General features: G+C 71.9%; 21 protein-coding genes and 1 tRNA gene. 15 read left to right on the top strand and 7 right to left on the bottom strand.

The window, feature by feature from the left end:
• Positions 1 to 119 precede the first annotated feature (119 nt).
• Positions 120 to 2972 (bottom strand): SUKH-4 family immunity protein, encoded by a 2853-nt coding sequence (locus AB0G56_RS35320; protein ID WP_360978089.1) that lies wholly within the window; start codon positions 2970 to 2972, stop codon positions 120 to 122.
• 8 nt (positions 2973 to 2980) lie between these two features.
• Positions 2981 to 4000 carry an SMI1/KNR4 family protein gene (locus AB0G56_RS35315; protein ID WP_360978086.1) on the bottom strand — a complete coding sequence of 340 codons (1020 nt, stop codon included), beginning with the start codon at positions 3998 to 4000 and terminating at the stop codon, positions 2981 to 2983.
• Positions 4001 to 4373: 373 nt separating this feature from the next.
• Between AB0G56_RS35315 and AB0G56_RS35310 the strand changes: the two genes are divergently transcribed.
• Both AB0G56_RS35310 and AB0G56_RS35305 read left to right on the top strand, forming a co-directional pair.
• Entirely contained in the window at positions 4374 to 4889 is a 516-nt protein-coding gene (locus AB0G56_RS35310; RefSeq protein WP_360978083.1) for a YwqJ-related putative deaminase, read from the top strand.
• 50 nt (positions 4890 to 4939) lie between these two features.
• On the top strand, positions 4940 to 5497 hold the full coding sequence (locus AB0G56_RS35305) for an SUKH-3 domain-containing protein (protein ID WP_360978080.1): 558 nt from the start codon (positions 4940 to 4942) through the stop codon (positions 5495 to 5497).
• A 51-nt stretch (positions 5498 to 5548) separates the two neighbouring features.
• On the opposite strand, the gene AB0G56_RS35300 is transcribed toward AB0G56_RS35305, so the two are convergent.
• A complete protein-coding gene (locus AB0G56_RS35300) occupies positions 5549 to 6877 on the bottom strand; it encodes a histidine kinase (RefSeq protein ID WP_360978078.1) in 1329 nt (442 codons plus the stop codon).
• 167 nt (positions 6878 to 7044) lie between these two features.
• Between AB0G56_RS35300 and AB0G56_RS35295 the strand changes: the two genes are divergently transcribed.
• The 7 genes from AB0G56_RS35295 to AB0G56_RS35265 all read left to right on the top strand — a co-directional run bounded on the left by AB0G56_RS35295 (position 7045) and on the right by AB0G56_RS35265 (position 12836).
• On the top strand, positions 7045 to 7917 hold the full coding sequence (locus tag AB0G56_RS35295; protein ID WP_360978075.1) for a hypothetical protein: 873 nt from the start codon (positions 7045 to 7047) through the stop codon (positions 7915 to 7917).
• Between the two features lie 6 nt (positions 7918 to 7923).
• A tRNA-Gln gene (locus AB0G56_RS35290) sits at positions 7924 to 7994 on the top strand.
• 111 nt (positions 7995 to 8105) lie between these two features.
• Positions 8106 to 9554 carry a bifunctional UDP-N-acetylglucosamine diphosphorylase/glucosamine-1-phosphate N-acetyltransferase GlmU gene (glmU, locus tag AB0G56_RS35285; RefSeq protein WP_360978072.1) on the top strand — a complete coding sequence of 483 codons (1449 nt, stop codon included), beginning with the start codon at positions 8106 to 8108 and terminating at the stop codon, positions 9552 to 9554.
• 145 nt (positions 9555 to 9699) lie between these two features.
• Complete coding sequence (locus tag AB0G56_RS35280; RefSeq protein ID WP_360978070.1) at positions 9700 to 10674, top strand: ribose-phosphate diphosphokinase; 975 nt, start codon at positions 9700 to 9702, stop codon at positions 10672 to 10674.
• 292 nt (positions 10675 to 10966) lie between these two features.
• Entirely contained in the window at positions 10967 to 11563 is a 597-nt protein-coding gene (locus tag AB0G56_RS35275) for a 50S ribosomal protein L25/general stress protein Ctc (RefSeq protein ID WP_360978067.1), read from the top strand.
• Positions 11564 to 11638: 75 nt separating this feature from the next.
• Positions 11639 to 12250: an aminoacyl-tRNA hydrolase gene (gene pth, locus AB0G56_RS35270; RefSeq protein WP_360978064.1), complete on the top strand. Its 612-nt coding sequence runs from the start codon at positions 11639 to 11641 to the stop codon at positions 12248 to 12250.
• A gap of 64 nt (positions 12251 to 12314) precedes the next feature.
• Positions 12315 to 12836 (top strand): hypothetical protein, encoded by a 522-nt coding sequence (locus AB0G56_RS35265; RefSeq protein WP_360978060.1) that lies wholly within the window; start codon positions 12315 to 12317, stop codon positions 12834 to 12836.
• Between the two features lie 71 nt (positions 12837 to 12907).
• On the opposite strand, the gene ppc is transcribed toward AB0G56_RS35265, so the two are convergent.
• Positions 12908 to 15649 carry a phosphoenolpyruvate carboxylase gene (gene ppc / locus AB0G56_RS35260; protein ID WP_360978057.1) on the bottom strand — a complete coding sequence of 914 codons (2742 nt, stop codon included), beginning with the start codon at positions 15647 to 15649 and terminating at the stop codon, positions 12908 to 12910.
• Between the two features lie 343 nt (positions 15650 to 15992).
• On the opposite strand from ppc, the gene AB0G56_RS35255 reads away from it, so the two are divergent.
• The 4 genes from AB0G56_RS35255 to AB0G56_RS35240 are packed head-to-tail and all read left to right on the top strand — an operon-like array spanning position 15993 to position 18240.
• The gene (locus AB0G56_RS35255) at positions 15993 to 17003 is read left to right on the top strand and encodes an acyl-CoA desaturase (RefSeq protein WP_360978054.1); all 1011 of its coding nucleotides are present in this window, start codon (positions 15993 to 15995) and stop codon (positions 17001 to 17003) included.
• A complete protein-coding gene (locus AB0G56_RS35250; protein WP_360978051.1) occupies positions 17000 to 17674 on the top strand; it encodes a TetR/AcrR family transcriptional regulator in 675 nt (224 codons plus the stop codon). Before AB0G56_RS35255 ends, AB0G56_RS35250 begins: the two co-directional genes overlap by 4 nt.
• 60 nt (positions 17675 to 17734) lie before the next feature.
• Positions 17735 to 17989, top strand: a complete 255-nt coding sequence (locus AB0G56_RS35245) for a type II toxin-antitoxin system Phd/YefM family antitoxin (RefSeq protein ID WP_360978048.1) — start codon at positions 17735 to 17737, stop codon at positions 17987 to 17989.
• A complete protein-coding gene (locus AB0G56_RS35240) occupies positions 17986 to 18240 on the top strand; it encodes a type II toxin-antitoxin system RelE/ParE family toxin (protein WP_360978045.1) in 255 nt (84 codons plus the stop codon). The genes AB0G56_RS35245 and AB0G56_RS35240 overlap by 4 nt, the downstream gene beginning before the upstream one ends.
• Positions 18241 to 18242: 2 nt before the next feature.
• Here AB0G56_RS35240 and AB0G56_RS35235 read toward each other — a convergent pair whose 3' ends face one another.
• A complete protein-coding gene (locus tag AB0G56_RS35235; RefSeq protein ID WP_360978042.1) occupies positions 18243 to 18605 on the bottom strand; it encodes a VOC family protein in 363 nt (120 codons plus the stop codon).
• A 3-nt stretch (positions 18606 to 18608) separates the two neighbouring features.
• Positions 18609 to 19460, bottom strand: coding sequence for a trans-aconitate 2-methyltransferase (locus AB0G56_RS35230; RefSeq protein WP_360978039.1), 852 nt, complete (start codon positions 19458 to 19460; stop codon positions 18609 to 18611).
• A gap of 116 nt (positions 19461 to 19576) precedes the next feature.
• Here AB0G56_RS35230 and tamR point away from each other — a divergent pair, with 116 nt between their 5' ends.
• Positions 19577 to 20074 carry a MarR family transcriptional regulator TamR gene (gene tamR / locus AB0G56_RS35225; protein ID WP_360978036.1) on the top strand — a complete coding sequence of 166 codons (498 nt, stop codon included), beginning with the start codon at positions 19577 to 19579 and terminating at the stop codon, positions 20072 to 20074.
• Here the strand turns inward: tamR and AB0G56_RS35220 are convergent.
• A complete protein-coding gene (locus AB0G56_RS35220) occupies positions 20033 to 20806 on the bottom strand; it encodes a response regulator transcription factor (protein ID WP_360978033.1) in 774 nt (257 codons plus the stop codon). The two genes, tamR and AB0G56_RS35220, sit on opposite strands and share 42 nt — an antisense overlap.
• 288 nt (positions 20807 to 21094) lie before the next feature.
• Between AB0G56_RS35220 and AB0G56_RS35215 the strand changes: the two genes are divergently transcribed.
• The gene (locus tag AB0G56_RS35215) at positions 21095 to 21538 is read left to right on the top strand and encodes an N-acetyltransferase (RefSeq protein ID WP_360978030.1); all 444 of its coding nucleotides are present in this window, start codon (positions 21095 to 21097) and stop codon (positions 21536 to 21538) included.
• Positions 21539 to 21562 lie beyond the last annotated feature (24 nt).

Here is a 21562-nt window from a genome sequence, read left to right as displayed (position 1 = left end):
CGGTCAATTTTTTGGTTTTGACACACTGAGGGCCGGGCCCGGTACCCCCCCCGGGGCCCGGCCCCGCGCTCCGTCAGGCGTCAGCCGCCCAGGCGCTCACACCCTCGCCCACATGCGGCTCATAGCAGTCCGTCCCACATCTGCTCCAGCAGCACCGACCACCAGCTCTCCGGCGAGCCGAGCGCCGCCGGGTCGAGGGAGGCGAGCTGGGCCTGGAAGTCGACGGTCCAGCGGCCCGCCTGCTCCTGGTTCAGGCCGTAGCGCAAGCGCCACATCCGGCCGAGCAGCGCCACGCAGCGCGCGAACTCCGGCAGCCCGGTGTTCACGAACTGCGGCGGCACCGACGTACCGCCGGGCCCCGCCTCCACCGGCACGGCCACGATGTTCGCCGTGCCGTACTGGACACAGATCGCCTTGCCGAAGTCGCTGCCCATGACGAGGTACGAGCCCGCGTCCGGCGCCGGCTGCACCCCGCGCTCGGCCGCCAGCTCCGCCAGCGTCGGCACCGGACGCCCCGGCTGGGCCTGCGCCCAGAAGAAGGGACCCATGTCCATCGGCAGGCCCGCCACCACCAGCGTGTGCGCCACGACCGGCGGCACACCCTGACGGGAGACCGCCGCCTGCTCGAAGCGGAACACACCGGGGCCGAAGGCCGCCGCCAGTTCCTGGGCGATCCCCTCCGGCGCAACGGGCGGCACCGCCTGCACCGGCGGCAGCGGTGCGCGCACCGGCGCCGGCCGGGCGGGCCCGTCGGCGACCTGGTGCAACTCGCCCTGGTGCGCCAGGAGTTGCCCCATACCCTGCTGGCGGCTGGCGTGGTCGGTGCCGTACGGCGCGATCGACGTGATCCGCGCCTGCGGCCACTGCTCACGGATCATCCGCGCGCAGTACGCGCCCGGCAACTGGCACGACTCCAGCTCCGTGTGCAGCTCCAGCACCTGGTCCGGCGGCACGTTCATGGCGCGCAGCTCGTGGAAGATCTGCCACTCCGGGTGCGGCGTGCCCGGCGCCGAACGCCGGATGAGCTGCTGCTCGGAGCCGTCCTGCGCGCGGTAGCGCAACACGGCCTGGTAGCCCGGGCCGACGGTCGGCTGCGCCTGCTGCGGGTAACCGTAGGCGGGCGGCTGCTGCCCAGGCAGCGGCTGGCCCGGCATGGGCTGGCCCGGCGCCGGCGGCCGACCGGGGGGCGGCATGGCGCCGGGTGGCGGCATCGCGCCGGGGGCCGGGGGCTGTGGGACGCCCGGGGGCATCCCGGGAGCGCCCGGGGGCGCGGGCGGAGCCGGCGGCGGAGGCACGCCGGGTCCGCCGGACGAGGGCGGGGCGAGCATGGTCGCCGCCTGGTGCACGCCCCCCTGCCCCGCCCCGGGCACACCCGGGGCGCCGGGGGCGCCAGGCGGTTGCGGAGCGCCGGGGGCACCCGGAGCGGGCGGCGGCGGGGGTGCGCTCGGGGCACCGGGCGGCTGCGGGACACCGCCACCGGCCCGGCCGGGGTCGGCGAGCATCGTGGCGGCGTGGTGGACGCCACCCGGGGGCGTACCACCGGGCGCACCCGGAACGCCGGGAGCGGCGGGGGCGCCGGGAGCGGCGGGGGCGTCAGGAGCGCCGGGAGTGCCCGGCGGCTGCGGGGCGCCGGGGCCGCCGGGGCCCTCCGGGCCCAGCGACGAGACGAGTTGCGTCGGCGCGTACCCGCCCGCACCGCCCGTGCCGCCCGGTACCCCCAGCGCGGCGGGTCCGGCGGGCAGCGGCGCGGGAGCCGCGCCCGGCCGCGCTCCCGGGGTGCCGGGGGCGCCCGGCGGCGGAGGCGTGGGCGACGCGCCCCGGCCACGGCGCGGCGGAGGGGCCGCCTTGCTCGTCGCGGCGTCGGCGATGTCACCGGCGTTCGGCGGCAGCGGGCGCCCGGAGGCGGCCGGACCGCCCCCGGGAACGGGCGCGTGCGGGGCGCCGGGCGGCGCACCACCCGGCGGCAAAGTCGCCGGGACGCCCGGAGCACCGGGGCCCTGCGGGTAGCCGTACGACACACCCGGCGGCGGGGGCGGAGCTCCCGGGACCGGCGTGCTGCCCGGCGGCGGAGGCGGCGGAGCCCCCTGACCGAACGGACCCGGCGGCGGAGGCGGGGTGCTCCCCGGCGGAGGCGGAGGCGTGCTGGCCTGAGGCGTGCCCGGCACGCCGGGGACGCCAGGTACGGCAGGTGCGGCAGGTGCGGCAGGTGCGGCAGGTGTGCCGGTCTCATCGAACGCCGGTGCCACCGCCGTACGGGGAAGCCCGCTGCCACCCGCCATCAGCGCCGTCTTGGCGTCCGGCGCGGCGGCCGGCGGCGTACCGTCGCCGGATTCGCTCAGCGGCGGCGCGAACACCGTCGCCGGAAGCGGCACGGAACGGTCCTCCCCAGCATCCGCGTTGGTGTCGGTCCCGGCCCACGGGGTCGCCCCCACCGGCGTACTCGGCACACCGGGCGTACTCGGCACACCGGGCGCAGCCGGCGCGCCCGGTGCGCCCGCCGGTGCCCCGGCCGCACCGGAAGCACCCGCCGAACCGGCGTCACCGGCCTCCGCCCCGGCCGCTGCCGGCGCCGGACCGGCCTCTCCCCGCCGGTCCGGGATCCCCAGCTTGTCCGCCGCCTCCTGCAACCACTCCGGCGGACTGAGCAGGAACGACGTCTGGTTCAGATCCACCCGGGCGGGCGCCGCCGGGGCGGCGTCGGCGGCGGGCTCCGGACGGCCGTACTCCTCCTCGTACCGGCGGATCACCTCGCCCACCGGCAGCGCGGGCCACAACGTGGCCTCGCCGCTGTCCCGGGCGAGGACCAGCCGCTGCCTGCCCCCGTCCGAACGCGGGCCCTCCGCACGGTCCTCGGCCCACACCACGAACCCGAGTTCGAACTCCCGTACCCGCACCTCACGGTGCTGGTACGACGGCACATCACCGTTGATCCACTCTTCGGCGCGCTCCTGCGCCTGCGCGAACGTCACCATCGCCGAGCTCACTCCCCCACGGAAGAGACCGGAACGGCATGCGCGAATCCGCCGTCCACCATCAGGTTCGCCACCGTCTCCAACTCCGGCGGGGAGCCCGCCAGCCGGGACAGGAACGCGTCGAAATCCTCACCGCACGGCAGCAGCAACCGCTCCACCCGCTCCGCCTGCGGCCACGCCGGATCCACGTCCCGCACATCGTCGTACGCGCAGAACCACACCGACCCGAGCCGCTCGCCCTTCACCTTCACCGCGAGCAGACCGCCCTGGACGAAACCCACGCACAGGTAGTCCTTGGTCAGATGGTCGCGCAGGCACTTGTTGACGTACACGAGGTCGTTGACCGCCGCCTCCTCACGCACCGTGAAGAACGGCTGGTCGATCAGCAGACCCAACTCCGCGTCGAGCGCCGTACCCACCGGCGCGCACCCGCCCGCCGCCTTCAGGAAGGAGCGGTAGGCGCCCGGCAGCCGGTACCCCAGGTCCTCCTCCACCCCCTGCACCTGCTGCTCCGAGACCGCGACACCCGACTTGGGCAGCCGGAAGTGCGCCGGCCGGGTCTCCTCCAACGGCCGCGTGCCCCGCTTCGTCCGGTCGACGTTCGCGGTCGCGATCCCGCCGTGGTGGCGCAACAACGCCTTCACCTCGACCGGAACCAGCTCCAGACGCCGGGTACCGACCACGTGGTGCCACGTCCAGCCGTGCGGCGTCGCCACGCTCGGCACCGTGTCCCACAGGTCGTGACCGGTCGCCGACAGCGCCGCGTTCGCCGAGACGTAGTCCGTCAGCCGCAACTCGTCCACGCCGAAACCCTCCGGCGGCTCCGCGATCTGCGCCGCCGCCCGCGCGTACGGCGAGAAGTCGGGGTAACCGCGCTCGTCCACCCGCACACCTCTGGGGTGACGGGCCGCCCGGACCGGGTCCGGGAAGTGCACGATCTGCCCGGCGTAGGCCGCGTTCGGCGGCGCGGCCTGCCCTCCACCCTGGCGGCCGGGTGGTACCCCCAGCCCGAGCCGACCTGTCGTCATGGCGGTTGCCCCCTGCGGCACTCTGTACGGCCCGCGGCCGGGCGGCTTCCCGCTCCGCCCACCGAGACCCGTATCGACTACTTCTCTGCGACTGCTTCTCTGCGACGCGTCGACCCAACGCGCCGACCGCGCGAGCGCGGCGTGCCGACAGCCTATGCGGTACGACGACACCGGTCACCGGGCCACCACCCACCGCCCGCGCACGGCCCGACCCCCCGCCCCCACCCCTCTCCACCCGACCGTGACCAGGCGTCACCCCACCGTGACACACCGCCCAGAACCGGGCGTGTCGCACCGCCCCAGCTTCCCCACGGGCCACGCGATTTGGCACTCTGTGTCCTTCGGGGGGATGCTCGGGAGGGGAACGATGATCATGAACGCGACGCAGACGGGACCGCAGACCAGCGCTTCCGGCGACCCGCGGATCGGCTGGAGCAGCAGCGAGGCACCGCACGCGCCCACCCTCCGTCACCGCCGCGACGGCATACTCCCCACCATCGCCGCCGCACTCTCGGTCCGCGGCACCACCCTCACCGGCACCGCCGCACGCGGCGAGGAACCCCCCGCCCTGCACCCCCTCGTACAGGACTTCCTCGACACCCTCACCAGCGCCCAGCGCGACCGCTTCACCGGCCGCTGCGCCGAGACGATCCTCATCTCACGGCACATCAGCACCGTCGACGCCACCCGCAGCAAACGCGCCTCACGCAAACCCATGACCAACGGCGAAGCCCGCAAGGCCCTCAAACAGGCGAAGCTCACCGCCCGCCGCATCCGCGAGGACGGCGACCCCCTGCACGGCACCTTCGCCACCCCCTGCCGCGCCTGCACCGCGCTCAGCGCCCACTTCGGCGTCTACATCGTCGACCCCGCCGGCAACAAGGCCTGACGCGCCCGCACCCACACCCCGCACGAGACGACAGGACGAACGAAGGGCCGATGCAAGCCGACCGCCGCGCCTCCGCCAAGCGCTCCACCCGACTCTCGGCAAAACCGTCACCCCCGGCCGAACCGGAGGGACCACCCTCCCGCTTCGCCACCCCCGTCGACACCGCCCTGCGCGCCGCCGGCTGGCAACCCGGACGCTGGGACATAAAGCAGGCCGAGATCTGGGCCGACACCCTGCGCGAGCACGCCTCCCCGGCCGGCCACCGCCACACCGTCTTCCCCGCCGCCGTCGAGGCCTGGGCGGAATTCGGCGGTCTGCACATCGCCCCCACCGGCCCCGGCCGCCAGATCGCCCCCGCCACCCTCGACCTGGACCCCCTGCACGGCCTCCACCTCGCCCGCACCCTCGGCGACCTCGGCCGCGCCCTCGGCACCGACGTCTGCCCACTGGGCGCCGAGAGCGACACGCAGACCCTGCTGGCCATCGACGCCGAAGGCCGCGCCTACGCCCTGGACCACACCGGCGACTGGTACCTCGGCCCCGACATCGACCACGCCCTGTCCACCCTCGTCTCCGGCCTGGCACCGGTCCGCCTGACCACCGGCTGAACCCACCGCACCACACCGCACAGCGGACGCGGAGACCGGCACGGCGCGGCCCTACGCCGGAATCACCGCCGACACCCGGAAACCCCCCGCGTCCGTAGGCCCCGACACGAACACACCGCCCAGCGCCACGACCCGCTCCTTCATCCCGACCAGACCGTTCCCGCCGGACGGCAACCGCGCCGCCGACGCCGACCCCGGCTCCGGCGGCGGCCCGTTCTCCACCTGCATCGCGATCTCCGAGCCCCGGTGCGCGAGCCGCACCCGCGTCTTCGCACCCGCCGCGTGCTTGTGGACGTTCGTCAGCGCCTCCTGCACCACCCGGTACGCCGTCTGCTCGATCTCCGCCCCGTACGGCCGCACTTCGCCCTCCACCGACAGGTCCACCACCATGCCCGCCGCGGCCGACTGCCCGACCAGCTCCTCCAGCTCCGCCAGACACGGCCCCTCCCCGCCGCCCCCCGGCTCACCCGCGGCACGGGACGCCGCCGCGGCAGCCGCCACCCCCACCGCGACCAGCGGCACAGCGGCCGTCGCCCGCCCCGGCGCAGCGGGCTGCGGACCCTCCCCGCTGCGCAGCACGCCCAGCATCTCCCGCAACTCCGTCAGCGCCTGCCGCCCCATGTCCCCGACCAGCGCCGCGTTCCTCACGGCCTTCTCGGGATCCTTGCGGGCCACCGCCTGCAAAGCCGCGGCATGCACCACCATCAGACTCACCCGGTGCGCGACGACGTCATGCATCTCCCGGGCGATCCGGGTGCGCTCCTCGCTCCGCGCCCACTCCGCACGCTCCTCCGCCCGCTCCGCGAGCAGCTGAAGCTCCCGCTCCAGGCTGTCCGCCCGCTCCCGCAGCGACTCCATCAGCCGCCGCCGGGCACCCACGTACAGACCGAGCAGCAGCGGCGGCGCCGTGAGCCCGAGAGAAGTGGTGACCGCAGCGAACGGCACGAACCAGTCACCCAGGGTGAAATCACCCCGCGCCATGTCCTGCCGCACCCGCACGAACGTCACGACCATCGTCCCGACCAGCGACATCCCGGCCAGCGCCCCGATGACCCGCCGCGGCAGCTCACACGTGGCGAGCGTATAGAGCCCGACGATCCCCATCAGGAAGCCCATCTGGGCCGGCGTGACGGCGATCGCCACCAGCACGACGGCGATCGGCCACCGCCGCCGGACCAGCAGCACCACCCCGCACAGCAACCCGAAGACAACCCCCGCGGCCACCGGAATCCCGGCATCCCGGGCGAACGGCACCCCCTCCGCCGCACACTCCGCCGCCGACGCCAGCGCCAGACTCCCGTCGAACAGCGCACTACGCCACCGCGCCCACCACCACGGCCCGGTCACAGCCGTGGCGCGCGCTTCCCCCGTCGTGGTCATGCGTCCAGCCTACGGGCGCACGAGGGAGCATTTCCGGCGAGTTTCGCGCAGGGAGCACCGATCACAGCGGGTGATCGACAGGTAGCCAATGCGGTCGATTTCCCTCGAACTGGTGAACATCTCCCGTTCGACCCCGGAGGCCGACATTCCGGCCGGACGGTATGCCCATGGCACATCCATACGGCAAATACGCCGACTTCGAAGGCCTGCGGAAGCAGGCAGTCGCGCTGCGGCGCGAGGGGTACAGCCTTCGGCAGATCCGGGACGAGCTGCAGATTCACAGCAAGGAGACGCTCCAACGCCTCGTCGAGGGCGAACCCCCTCCGGATTGGACGAAGCGCCCGCGCGCCAAGGACGACATGCGCGAGCGGGCGCGGGAGCTGCGCAGGCAGGGGTGGACGTACAACCAGATTCAGGCGGAGCTGGGGTGCTCCAAGAGCTCCGTCTCGCTGTGGGTGCGGGACCTGCCGAAACCGGAGCCCCAGTGCACGCCCGAAGAACAACGAGCACGCATGAACGCCGGGCTTGCGCGACTGCGCGCATCCCAGAACTGCGAGCGCAAGGAGGCCAAACAGACGGCGGCCGCAGCAGTGGGCGAGCTCTCCGAGCGCGAGCTGTTTCTCCTGGGCGTGGGCCTGTACTGGGCCGAGGGCACAAAGGACAAACCGCACGCTCGCCGCGAAAGCGTGGAGTTCGTCAACAGCGACTCCGAAATGATCAGAGTCTTCCTCGCCTGGCTGGACCTCCTCGGCGTGCACCGCGACCGGCTGCACTGCCGAGTCATGATCCACGAAACCGCCGATGTCGATGCGGCTGAGCAGTACTGGGCCAGCCTTGTCGGCGTGGACAGGTCACTCCTGGGCAAGACCGTCCTCAAGAGGCACAAGCCCACGACCGTTCGCAAGAACACAGGCGACACATACCGCGGCTGCTTCGCCATCAAGGTGCGACAGAGCGCCGAGCTGTACCGTCGCATTGAGGGCGCCTGGTACGGCATAGTAGGTGCTGCACTCCCGTCCGGTTCATCGAACCGGACATAGTGGCCATCCCGGGTCGTCTAAGGGCAGGACAGCGTCTTTTGGTGTCGCTTATGGGGGTTCGAGTCCTCCCCCGGGAGCCCAGCCACGGGTCCTGACCCAGACAGGGTCGGGACCCGCTCTCCTCTCCCCCCTCAACCGCCCCGGTATCCTGCGGATGTCCACCTCACCCAAAAGCCGAAGGGCATCCCGTGAGCGCCATTCGCCCGGCAGCCGTCGTCGTCCTCGCAGCGGGTGAGGGCACCCGTATGAAGTCGGCCACACCGAAGGTCCTGCATGAGATCTGCGGCCGTTCCCTGGTCGGTCATGTGCTGGCCGCCGCGCGTGAGTTGAAGCCCGAGAACCTGGTCGTCGTGGTCGGGCACGCGCGGGAGAAGGTGACCGCGCACCTCGCCGAGGCCGACTCCCAGGCGCGTACCGCCGTGCAGGAGAAGCAGAAGGGCACCGGGCACGCGGTCCGGATGGGCCTGGAGGAGCTGGGCGGTGCCGTCGACGGGACCGTGATCGTGGTCTGCGGCGACACCCCGCTGCTGACCGGTGAGACGCTGCGGAGCCTGGCCGCCGCGCACGGCGCGGACGGCAACGCGGTGACCGTGCTGACCGCGGAGGTCCCGGACGCCACCGGGTACGGCCGGATCGTGCGCGACGGCGCCAGCGGTGCGGTGACCGCGATCGTGGAGCACAAGGACGCGAGCGAGGAGCAGCGGGCGATCCGGGAGATCAACTCCGGGGTGTTCGCGTTCGACGGGCGGTTGCTGGCGGACGCGCTGGGCAAGGTGCGTACGAACAACAGCCAGGGCGAGGAGTACCTGACCGACGTCCTCGGGATCCTGCGGGACGCGGGTCACCGGGTGGGGGCGTGCGTGGCCGGGGATCACCGGGAGATCGCGGGGATCAACAACCGGGTGCAGCTCGCGGAGGCGCGCCGGATCCTGAACGACCGGTTGCTGACGGCCGCGATGCTGTCGGGTGTGACGGTGGTGGACCCGGCGACGACGTGGGTCGATGTGACGGTGACGTTCGAGCAGGACGTGGTCGTGTATCCGGGTACGCAGTTGCACGGGGCGACGCATCTGGCCGAGGGCGCGGAGGTCGGGCCGAACAGCCGGCTGACCGACACCCGGGTGGGTGCGGGGGCGCGGGTGGACAACACGGTGTCGGTGGGGGCCGTGGTGGGTCCGGAGGCGTCGGTGGGTCCGTACGCGTATCTGCGGCCGGGGACGCGTCTCGGCGTGAAGTCGAAGGTGGGTACGTACGTCGAGACGAAGAACGCGCGGATCGGCGAGGGCACGAAGGTGCCGCACCTGTCGTACGTGGGGGACGCGACGATCGGTGAGTACTCGAACATCGGCGCGGCGAGTGTGTTCGTGAACTACGACGGGCAGGACAAGCATCACACCACGGTGGGGGCTCACTGCCGTACGGGTTCGGACAACATGTTTGTGGCTCCTGTCACGATCGGGGACGGTGCCTATACCGCCGCCGGCTCGGTGATCACTCGGGATGTGCCGCCCGGTTCGCTGGCCGTGGCCCGTGGCCAGCAGCGGAATATCGAGGGTTGGGTGGCGCGCAAGCGGCCCGGGAGCGCGGCGGCGAAGGCGGCCGAGGCGGCGTCGCCGAAGGCGGAGAGCGAAGACTGACCGGAAACGGGCGCGTCGAACACGGCGTACCGTGATAAGTGCACACCCGCACCCCACCAGCTGAGACGGCCTCTCGCGCACGGTTGCACGGTTGACGAGGTCTTCTCGACATCCAGCTGCGTACACCCTCTGAGGAGACAGTGCTGTGACCGGGATCAAGACGACCGGCGAGAAGAAGATGATGTTCTTCTCCGGCCGCGCCCACCCCGAGCTTGCCGAGGAAATCGCCCACAAGCTGGGTGTCGGGGTCGTCCCGACGAAGGCCTTCGACTTCGCCAACGGCGAGATCTACGTCCGCTATCAGGAGTCGGCCCGTGGCGCGGACTGCTTCCTGATCCAGAGCCACACCGCTCCGATCAACAAGTGGATCATGGAGCAGCTGATCATGATCGACGCGCTGAAGCGTGCGTCGGCTCGTTCGATCACGGTCATCGTGCCGTTCTACGGTTACGCGCGGCAGGACAAGAAGCACCGCGGGCGTGAACCGATCTCGGCGCGTCTGGTGGCGGATCTGATGAAGACGGCCGGGGCGGACCGGATCCTCACCGTGGATCTGCACACGGACCAGATCCAGGGCTTCTTCGACGGTCCGGTGGACCACTTGTTCGCGCTGCCGCTGCTGGCGGACTACGTGGGCGCGAAGGTGGAGCGCGACAAGCTGACCGTGGTCTCGCCGGACGCGGGCCGGGTGCGGGTGGCGGACCGTTGGTGCGACCGGCTGGGTGCGCCGCTGGCGATCGTGCACAAGCGCCGGGACAAGGACGTGGCGAACCAGGTCACCGTGCACGAGGTCGTCGGTGACGTGGAGGGCCGGATCTGTGTCCTGGTGGACGACATGATCGACACGGGTGGCACGATCTGTGCGGCGGCGGACGCGCTGTTCGCGCACGGTGCGGAGGACGTCATCGTGACGGCGACGCACGGTGTGCTGTCGGGTCCGGCGGCGGACCGGCTGAAGAACTCGAAGGTGAGCGAGTTCGTGTTCACGAACACGCTGCCGACGGCGAGTGAGCTGGAGCTGGACAAGATCACGGTGCTGTCGATCGCGCCGACGATCGCGAGTGCGGTGCGTGAGGTGTTCGAGGACGGTTCGGTGACGAGCCTCTTCGACGAGCAGTGATGGCCCTCGTGCGGTGACGGCCATCGTGCGGTGATTGCCATCGGTGCTGTGGTGACTCGGCGAGCGGTGATGATCGGCGAGCAGTAACGATCATTCTCGCGGTTCCGGAGATCACCGGAGATCGTTTTGGGTTCGGCCTCCCTTGCCGAGTAGACTGCTGCAGTTGCTCGGCGAGGGAGGCCGTAGCCGTTTTCGGACGGGTACGGCGGTCCGTTATCGACGCGCTCTTCGTAGCAGGCCGTTCGTGTGGCCGGGTGACCACCATCCCCTGTTTCTACGAGGAGTGAAGAGCATGTCCGAGGTGAAGATCTCCGCCGAGACGCGTACCGAGTTCGGCAAGGGTGCCGCGCGTCGTGTCCGCCGTGACAACAAGGTTCCCGGTGTGCTGTACGGGCACGGCTCCGAGCCGCTGCACCTGACGCTTCCGGGCCACGAGCTGCTGCTCGCCCTGCGTACGCCGAACGTCCTGATCTCGCTGGACATCGACGGCAAGACCAACGAGCTGGCGATCCCGAAGTCCGTGCAGCGCGACCCGCTGAAGGGCTTCCTGGAGCACGTCGACCTGCTGCTGGTCAAGCGTGGCGAGAAGGTCACGGTCGAGATCCCGGTGCACACCGAGGGCGAGCTGGCCCCCGGCGGCAACCTGCTGGAGCACGTCCTGGCCGCGCTGCCGGTCGAGGCCGAGGCCACGCACATCCCGGAGCAGGTCACCGTGTCCGTGGAGGGTCTGGAGGCCGGTGCCTCGATCCACGCCAAGGACATCACCCTGCCGGGCGGCGTGACCCTGGCCGTCGAGGAGGACGCCGTCGTCCTCCAGGTCCTGGCCGCGCAGGCCGAGGAGTCCGCCGCGGGCGAGGAGGGCGAGGGCGAAGAGGCCGCGGAGGCCTGATCCTCTCACCCACCCGCGCAGTTCGCCGGCCGTCGCTTCCTTCTGGGGGCGGCGGTCGGCGCGTATCAAGGAGAGATGGCTGTGACCACCCCGGCGACTTCCGCGAGCGGGCCTTGGCTGATCGTGGGCCTCGGCAATCCCGGACCGGAGTACGCCATGAACCGGCACAACGTCGGTTTCATGGTGGTGGATCTGCTGGCCGACCGCATCGGCGGCCGGTTCAAGCGGGCGAGCAAGGCGCAGGCGCAGGTGGTCGAGGGCCGGGTCGGTCCGCCCGGTCCGGACAGCCGCCGCGTCGTGCTGGTGAAGCCGATGTCGTACATGAACCTGTCGGGCGGTCCGGTGAACGCGCTGCGGGACTTCTACAAGGTGCCGCTGGCCAACGTAGTGGCGGTCCATGACGAACTGGACATCGACTACGGCACCCTGCGGCTGAAGCTGGGCGGCGGTGACAACGGGCACAACGGTCTGAAGTCGATGACGAAGGCGATGGGTGCGGACTACCACCGGGTGCGGTTCGGGATCGGGCGTCCGCCGGGCCGGATGCAGGTGGCGGACTACGTGCTGAAGGACTTCTCCTCGGCGGAGCGCAAGGAGCTGGACTACTTCGTGGACCGGGCGGCGGATTCGGTGGAGTGTCTGCTCGCGGAGGGTCTTGAGCGGGCGCAGAGTGCGTACAACTCCTGACTTGTCCCGCGCCCGCACGCCAAGGAGTTGACCGGGCGTAGGGACATGGCCAATGATCCCGGCCATGCCTGCCGCTGCCAGCGCCCCTCGTTCCCGTCAGGCCCGCGCCTCCCGCCAGGCCCGCCAGGCCTCCCACGCCGCGCTGCGGTTCGGGCGGGTGGCCGCGATGGGGACGGTCGCGGTGCTGATCCTGGTCGCGGGCGTGTGGGCGTCGTGGAGCAGTGCGCCGTACGTGATGCTGACCAAGGGCCGGGAGCGCGGGAGGGTCGAGGTCACCCGGTGCGGGGAGGACGCGTGCAGCGGCCCGTACACGCCCGCGTCGGCGGGGTCGGCGGCCCGCCGGGTGGAGATCGCGCACACGGTGGCGGTGCGCAAGGGGCGGACGTACGACGTCGTCGTGAAGCCGGGCACGGACGAGGTGCTGCGCTCGGGTTGGGCGGGTGTCCTGTACGCGTGGGCGCCGCTGGGCGGGGCGCTGCTGCTGGCGTCGGTGGTGGTGGCCGGCGGGCTGCGGCGGGCGCGGGCGGCCTGGGTGCTGGCGGGGGCGGGGATCGCGTTGCTGACGGCGGCGTTCGTGGCGTTGTGAGGCACGGGGCGTGAGGGCATGGGGGTGCCCCCGGTTCGGGTGAACCGGGGGCACCGTCGTGTGCGGGGCGGTCAGCCGGTGTTGCGCAGGCCGGCCGCGACTCCGTTGACGGTCAGGAGCAGGGCCCGCGAGAGCAGCGGGTCGGTCTCCTGTCCGGCCGCCGCCGCGTCGCGCTGCCGCTTGAGCAGGGCGACCTGGAGGTAGGAGATCGGGTCGAGGTAGGCGTCGCGGATGCCGAAGGTCTGCTTCAGGACGGGCTCGGCGTCGAGGAGTTCGCTCTCGCCGGTGATGCGCAGGACCTCGGCGACGGTGAGTTCGTGCTCGGCCTTGATGACGTCGAAGACGTGCTTCAGCTCGTCGGGCACGAGGGTGTCGACGTAGTGCTGGGCGATGCGCAGGTCGGTCTTGGCGAGGGTCATCTCGACGTTGGAGATGAAGTTGCGGAAGAAGTGCCAGCGCTCGTGCATATCGTCGAGCACCGTGTCCCCTTCCTGCCGTACGCCCGCCTCGCGCAGGGCCTTCAGGCCGGAGCCGACGCCGAACCAGCCGGGGACGATCTGCCGGGACTGGGTCCAGCCGAACACCCACGGGATGGCGCGCAGGCCGTCCAGCCCGGCACCGGAGTCGGGCCGGCGGGAGGGCCGGGAGCCGATGTGCAGGTCGGCGAGCTGGTCCACGGGGGTGGAGGCGAAGAAGTACGCGGGCAGGTCGGGGTCCTCGACGAGCCTGCGGTAGGCGGCGTGGGCGGCGTCGGAGACGACGTCCATGGCCGCGTCCCAGCGGGCGAGGGCCTCACCGGACTGGCGGGGGGCGGTGTGCAGGGCGGAGGCCTGGAGGCTGGCCGCGAGGGTCAGTTCCAGGTTCTCCCGGGCCAGGGAGGGGATGAGGTACTTGTCGGAGATGACCTCGCCCTGCTCGGTGACCTTGATCTCGCCCTCCAGGGTGCCCCAGGGCTGGGCGAGGATCGCGTCGTGGGTGGGGCCGCCGCCGCGGCCGACGGTGCCGCCGCGGCCGTGGAAGAGGCGCAGGCGTACGCCGTAGCGGTGGGCGACGTCGCGCAGTCGGCGCTGGGCCCGGTGGATCTCCCACTGGCTGGTGGTGATGCCGCCGAACTTGGAGGAGTCGGAGTAGCCGAGCATGACCTCCTGGACGTCGCCGCGCAGCGCGACCAGGCGCCGGTAGGACGGGTCGGAGAGCATGTCCTCCAGGATCGTGTCGGCGGCCTTCAGCTCGTCGGTGGTCTCCAGGAGCGGCACGATGCCGATCTTGGCCCAGCCGGCGTGCAGGTCGAGCAGGCCGGCCTCGCGGGCGAGGACGGCGGCGGCGAAGACGTCGTCGGCGCCCTGGCACATGGAGATGATGTAGGACTCGACGACCTCGGGGCCGAAGACGTCCAGGGCGCGCTTGACCGTTGCGAACACGCCGAGGGTCTTGGCGCCGGCCTCGTCCACGGGGGCGGGGGACGGGGCGAGCGGCCTTCTCGACCTGAGTTCCTTGGCGAGCAGCTTGGTGCGGTACTCGCGGGGCATGTCGGCGTAGCGCCAGGACTCCTCGCCGAGCCGGTCGAAGAGCTGGCCGAGGGCGTGGTGGTGGGCGTCGGCGTGTTCGCGGACGTCCATGGTGGCGAGCTGGAGGCCGAAGGCGGCCAGGGTGCGGATGGTGCGGCCGAGGCGGCCGTCGGCGAAGAGGCCGCCGCGGTGCTCGCGCAGGGAGTTCTGGATCAGGCGGAGGTCGGCGAGGAGTTCGGCGGTGCCGAGGTAGTCGCGGCCCGCGAGGTGCGGGGTGCCCTCGGCCAGGCGCAGCTTGGTGTTGACGAGCTTCTGCCGGATGCAGGTGGCCTTGAGCCGGTAGGGCTCCTCGGCGTTGAGCCGCTTGTAGCGGGGGCTGATCCCGGGCAGGTTGTCCAGGTCCGCCTGGAGGGACTGGAGCAGTTCCTCGGTGGCGCCGCTGTAGCGGATGGAGTTGGACAGGAAGGCGCGCAGCTCGTCGATGGTGTCGAGGGCGTCGTTGATGCCGTGCTCGTGCTGGAGGATCAGCACGTCCCAGGTGACGGCGGGGGTGACGTTGGGGTTGCCGTCGCGGTCGCCGCCGATCCAGGTGCCGAAGGTGAGGGGGCGGGTCTCGTCGGGGAGCTTGACGCCGACGCGCTCCAGTTCGGCGGTGAGGTCCTCCAGGACGTCGCCGACGGCGCCGGCGTGGAGTTCGTCCAGGTAGTAGATGGCGTTGCGGGCCTCGTCGGTGGGTTCGGGGCGGACGACGCGCAGTTCGTCCGTCTGCCAGACGAGGTCGATGTTCTCGGCGAGGCGGGTGTCCAGGCGGCGGCGGTCGGTCTCGACGACCGGGGTCTCCAGGAGGGCGCCGATGCGCCGGAGCTTGTTGAGGACGGAGCGGCGGGCCGCCTCGGTGGGGTGGGCGGTGAACACCGGTCGCACGTTGAGGTGCTGGACGGTCTGGCGCAGGTGCTCGGGGTCGGCGTCCTTGAGCTGGTCGGCGGTGCGGGCGAGCAGGCCGCCCTCGGCGGCGCGGCGGGCGCGCAGTTCGCGGCCGCGGTGGACCTGTTCGGTGACGTTGGCGAGGTGGAAGTAGGTGGAGAAGGCGCGGACCAGCTTGGCCGCGGTCTCCAGTTCGGTGCCGCGCAGCAGCTCGGCTGCGGCTTCGCCGTCCTCGCGGGTCAGGCGGCGCACCTTCTCGACCAGGTCGAGGAGTTCGGGGCCCTCCTGCCTCACCAGGGTCTCCCCCAGGAGGTCACCCAGTCGGCGGATGTCGGCGCGCAGCTCGCTGCTGGTCGTCGTCTGGTCGTCGGCACTGCTCACAGGTGCGGCTCCTTGCAGTAATCCGGAGTGCGTCGCGCCAGCGACTCCCTGGAAGGGCGGTGGTGGGCGACGGGTGGGCTCTTCTGAGAGGGGACCCGGACGGGTGCCGCGCGGCGGGTGCCGCATACGGGCCGGGCATCCGGGAAGGAATCTTCTTCAGCGGACCGCGCTGTCCGACCGGGACTCAGTCTAGGTCCAGGGTGGGACGCGCAGGCCAGGGGCTCTTGCCGCGTGGCCACGCACTGCCATACTTACGTCGCCGTAGGTTACGGAACCGTAAGGAGCTGGACGGTTGCGCAGCCCCCGGCACCTGTCTCGACCCTCGACCCCACAGGGGACGCCCATGACCACAAGCTCCTCCGATGTGATCGACGACGCCCCGGAGGCGGCCGTCGGCGCGCTGCCCTCCGCCACGCTGGGGGGTGAGCAGAAGCGTTCGATCGAGCAGATCACACTGCTGCTCTTCATCACCGTCCCGTTCCTGGCGCTGCTGGCGGCCGTGCCGCTGGCGTGGGGGTGGGGGGTGAGCTGGCTGGACCTCGGTCTGCTGGTCTTCTTCTACTTCCTCGGCTGCCACGGCATCACGATCGGCTTCCACCGGCACTTCACGCACGGCTCCTTCAAGGCGAAGCGGCCGTTGAAGATCGCGCTGGCCGTCGCGGGGTCGATGGCGGTGGAGGGCCCGCTGGTGCGGTGGGTCGCCGATCACCGCAGGCACCACAAGTTCTCCGACCACGAGGGTGATCCGCATTCGCCGTGGCGGTACGGGGAGACGGTCCCGGCGCTGATGAAGGGCCTGTGGTGGGCCCACGTGGGCTGGATGTTCGACGAGGAGCAGACCCCGCAGGACAAGTACGCGCCGGATCTGATCAAGGACCCGGCGATGCGGGCGGTCTCGCGCCAGTTCGTGCTGTGGACGGTCGTGTCCCTGGGGCTGCCGCCGCTGATCGGCGCTCTGGCGACGATGTCGTGGTGGGGCGCGTTCACCGGCTTGTTCTGGGGTTCACTGGTCCGGGTGGCGCTGCTGCACCACGTCACCTGGTCGATCAACTCGATCTGTCACGCGGTGGGCAAGCGGCCGTTCAAGTCCCGGGACCGCTCGGGCAACGTGTGGTGGCTGGCGATCCTTTCCTGCGGCGAGTCGTGGCACAACCTGCACCACGCCGACCCGACCTCCGCCCGGCACGGCGTGGAGCGCGGCCAGCTGGACTCCTCCGCGCGGATCATCCGCTGGTTCGAGCAGCTGGGCTGGGCGTACGACGTGCGCTGGCCGTCACGCTCGCGTATCGATTCCCGGCGCAACACCGGCGAAGGCGGCTCCCGGCGCCGGAAGGAAACCGCCGAGGCTGCATGATTGACAGCGTGGCGACCGACTCCAGCACCCCCAGCAATGACAAGCCGCGGCGTGCGCGTCGCACCCGGATGACCGGTGCCGAGCGCCGCCAGCAGCTGCTGGAGATCGGTCGCACCCTGTTCGCCGCGAAGGGTTTCGAGGGCACGTCGGTGGAGGAGATCGCGGCGAAGGCCGGGGTGTCCAAGCCGGTGGTGTACGAGCACTTCGGCGGCAAGGAGGGGCTGTACGCCGTCGTGGTGGACCGCGAGATGCGGCGGCTGCTGGACATGGTGACGGGCTCGCTGACGGCCGGGCACCCGCGGGAGCTGTGCGAGCAGGCGGCCTTCGCCCTCCTGGACTACATCGAGGAGTACACGGACGGCTTCCGCATCCTCGTCCGTGACTCGCCCATCCCGCAGTCCACGGGTTCCTTCGCGTCCCTGATCTCGGACATCGCCACCCAGGTGGAGGACATCCTGGGCCGCGAGTTCAAGTCCCGAGGTTTCGACCCGAAGCTGGCGCCGGTGTACGCGCAGGCCCTGGTCGGCATGGTCGCCCTGACCGGCCAGTGGTGGCTGGACGTACGCCGCCCGAAGAAGGCGGAGGTCGCCGCCCACCTGGTGAACCTGGCCTGGCACGGCCTGGACGGCCTGGAGCCGAAGCCGCGTCTGATAGGGCACCGGAAGAGCTGAGACCACTCCTTAGAGTGACATCAATAGACCACGAGATTAATCTTGTGGCACGATTCGCGCATGACTGAGATTGCGATCAGCGCTGCCCGCTCCCAGCTCGGCGACCTGGTACGCCGGGCGGCCCACAGCCGCGAGACCATCGCCCTGACCGACCACGGGCACGTGGCCGCACTGCTGGTGTCCCCGCAGGTGATAGAGGATCTCGAGGACGCCTTGGCCGTTGCCGACTACCAGCGACGCAAGGCGGAGGGGACGCTCGGACCGGGCATCCCGATGGCGGAAGTACGCAAGCGGCTGGGGCTCGAACAGAAGTGACCTACGAGATCATTTTCGAACCGCACGCCCTCGACGCCGCGGCGCGGTTCCTGGAAGAGGACCCTGGTGGCCTCACCGTGCTCCTGGACACCATCGACAAGCTGGCGGACGATCCCCGCCCGGCGGGGTCGACGCCGTACGGGTCGCCCGATCTGCGCCGCCTGCGCGTCGATGACTACCGGGTCCTGTACGTCATCGAGTCCGACGTCATCCGAATCCTCGTCACCCACCTGGGCCGCACGCCTTCCTGAGATCAGCCGACCGGTTCCAGGAACTCCAGCCGGTTGCCCGCCGGGTCCTCGGAGTAGAAGCGGCGGTGGCCGGGGAGGTCGTCGTCCCAGGTGACCGGGGCGCCACGGGATGCCAGCCGGGCGGCGTACGCCTCGATGTCCGTGACCCGCAGGCCCGGGTGGGCCTTCCTCGCGGGCCTGAAGTCTTCTTCCACGCCCAGGTGGAGCCGGACGGTGCCGGCCTCGAACCAGCAGCCGCCCCGGGCGGCCAGGACGGGCGGCTTGGGGACCTCCGTCATACCGAGGACACCGGCGTAGTAGGCCCGCAGGGCGTCCTCGCAGCCGGGCGGGGCGGCGAGCTGGACGTGGTCGACGGCCGTGAGCATGGTCTACGCCTCCTTGGTGGCCACCGCGAAGATGCGGCGGAACGGGAACGGGGTGCCGTGCGGGCCCGCCGGGTAGGCATCGCGCAGCGCGGTCCGGTACTCGGCGAGGAAGGCGTCGCGGGCCTCGGGGTCGTCGGCGAGCGCGGTGAGGACGGGCCGCAGTCCGGTCCCCTTCACCCAGTCCAGGACCGGGTCCTGGCCGGGCAGCAGATGAACGTACGTCGTCTCCCACACGTCCGCGGTGCAGCCGAGGCCGGTCAGCTGTTCCAGGTACGCCCCGGGCTCCCCGACGGCGTCCTCGTGCCGCAGGGTGTCACCCAGGCGGTCGCGCCAGCGGGCGGAGTGGGCGAGGGCGCGCATCAGCCGGTGGCTGGGGGCGGAGAAGTTGCCGGGGACCTGGAAGGCGAAGGTGCCGCCGGGCCGGAGCGCGGCGATCCAGTCGGCGAACCGGCCGGTGTGGCCCGGCACCCACTGGAGGGTGGCGTTGCTGACGATCAGGTCGAAGGGCTCGCCGGGCGTCCAGGTGCGGGCGTCGGCGCGGGCGAAGTCGAGGCTGCCTCCCTGCGCGGTGGGGCCCGCGTGCTCCACCGCCGCCCTGTCCAGCATCTCGGGCGAGTTGTCGTAGCCGCTGATGCGGGCGGTGGGCCAGCGGTCGGCGAGGAGCACGGTCACGTTGCCGGGGCCGCAGCCGAGGTCGGCGATGCGCGGGGAGGCCGCGGGCAGGTCCGGGACCCGGGCGAGCAGGTCGGTGAAGGGGCGGGCACGGTGGCCGGCGTGACGCAGGTACTGGGCGGGGTCCCAGGTGGGGCTGTGGGTGTCGGGGGCGTGGTCGGCGTGGGTGTGGTCGGCGGGCATGGCGGCCTCCTTGAAGTCCCGTGATCCGCGTGTCCAGCATGCCCCGGACACTCTCTTGATTTCAAGATAGTTGATATCAAGAGACTTCACATCGACACAACCACTACACTGATCGCATGGAGGACGAGGTCGATCGGCTGGTCGCAGCGTGGCGCCGGGAGCGCCCGGACCTCGACGTGGAACCGCTCGAGGTGCTGAGCCGCGTGAGCAGACTCGCCCGGCACCTGGACCGCGCCCGCCGGCTGGCCTTCTCCGAGCACAGCCTGGAGCCCTGGGAGTTCGACGTGCTGACCGCGCTGCGCCGCGCGGGCGCGCCCTACCAGCTCTCGCCCGGACAGCTGCTCACCCAGACCCTGGTCACCTCGGGCACGATGACCAACCGCATCGACCGGCTGGCGAAGAAGGGCCTGGTGGAACGCCTGCCCGACCCCAGCGACCGGCGGGGCGTGCTGGTCCGCCTCACGGACGAGGGCCGCGACCGCGCGGACCAGTCCCTGTCCGGCCTGCTGGACCAGGAGCGGGCCATCCTCGCCGAACTGTCCACCGCCCAGCGCGGCGAACTCGCCGGGCTGCTACGCCAGTTGACCGCCCCGTTCGACAACATCCCCGGCTGATCCCAGATCCGCCGGTCCCACCCCGGCCCGGCGGGCCAGTGCCACGGCGGCGAGTGTGGAGTGCACGCCGAGCTTGCCCAGCACGTTCTGCATGTGGGTGCGGACGGTGTGCGGGGACAGGTAGAGCCGTTCGGCGACCGCCTTGCGCCCGAGCCCGGCGACCATGCAGCGCAGCACCTCCCGCTCGCGCGGGGTCAGCGACTCCACCAGCCGCTCGCTCTCGGTGCGGTGCTTGCGGGCGGCGGTCAGTTCCCGCAGCACGCCGGTGAGCAGGGCGGGCGGCAGGTGGGTCTCGTCGCGCAGCACCCCGCGGATGACGGTGAGCAGCCTCGACAGCGAGCAGTCCTTGGCGACCCAGCCGCAGGCTCCGGCCTGCAGGGCGAGCGCGGCCCGCCGCGGGTCGTCCTTCTCGGCGAGCACCACGGTCCGCACTCCCGGCTGGGTGCCCCGCACCCCGGCCACCAGGGAGATCCCGTCCACGAGCCCGTCGGCGTTGCCCTCCTGGACGGGGACGGCGGCCCGTCCGCCGGGCACGTTGCCGCCGAGGTCCGCGTCGACGAGCAGCACGTCGAAGCGGCGGCCCTCGGCCGCGGCCCGCTCCAGGCAGCGCAGGGCGGCGGGACCGGAGCCGGCCGCGGAGACGTCGACGTCCGGCTCGGCGGCCAGGGCGGCGGCGAGCGACTCGGCGAAGATGCGGTGGTCGTCGACGACCAGGACTCGGACACGAACCACTGAAACCCCCTTCCCCGAGCTCCTTGGCAGAGCAGGGGATTCCGGTCATCAAAGACGGCGACCGGCCTCGTCGAGGAGCCGGCTGCGCGGGCACGGCACCCGGGGCCGCCGGACCGCACGGCCGCCGCCATGCGGAACTGCTACCCCCACCTCGGGCGCCGTACCCGGCTGTCTCGCCCCCTGATCGGCACCGGCCCCCACCGGTACCGCTCCTCAGAGTACGGCCGGTGGCCGGAGGGGGAAGGGAATTCACAGAACTGACCGACGGGCGCGTTTAGGGTGTGCCGCATGTTCCGTATTGAGGCAGAAGTCGACCAAGAGCGCCGTGATCTGCTCCGCTCCCGCCTCCGTGACACGAACACGGCCGGGTCGCCCGCGCTGGCCGCCCTGCGCAGGACCCCCGCCGCCCGCGAAGTCCCGCTGCACCTGTGGGCCGTGGACGACCTGGGCGGCCTGGGGGGCGGTCTGGTGGGCCACACCTGGGCTCAGTGGCTGCACGTGGCGTACCTGTGGGTGGACGCCCGCCACCGCGGCGCGGGCCTCGGCTCCCACCTCCTGCGCCGCGCCGAACGCATCGCCCGGGACCGCCGCGACTGCACCGCCGCCCGCCTGGAGACCTGGGACTTCCAGGCCCCGGGCTTCTACCGCAAGCACGGCTACAAGGTGGTCTGCGCCATCCCCGACTATCCGCCGGGCATCACGGAGTACACGCTGATCAAGCCGTTGCGGTGAGCGCCCGGCCGCGCCGGGTCGCGG

Source organism: Streptomyces sp. NPDC021356, from assembly GCF_040641015.1.
GTDB lineage: Bacteria > Actinomycetota > Actinomycetes > Streptomycetales > Streptomycetaceae > Streptomyces.
Note: the sequence above shows the minus strand (reverse complement) of the source record. Positions and strands in the feature narration are given on the sequence as shown.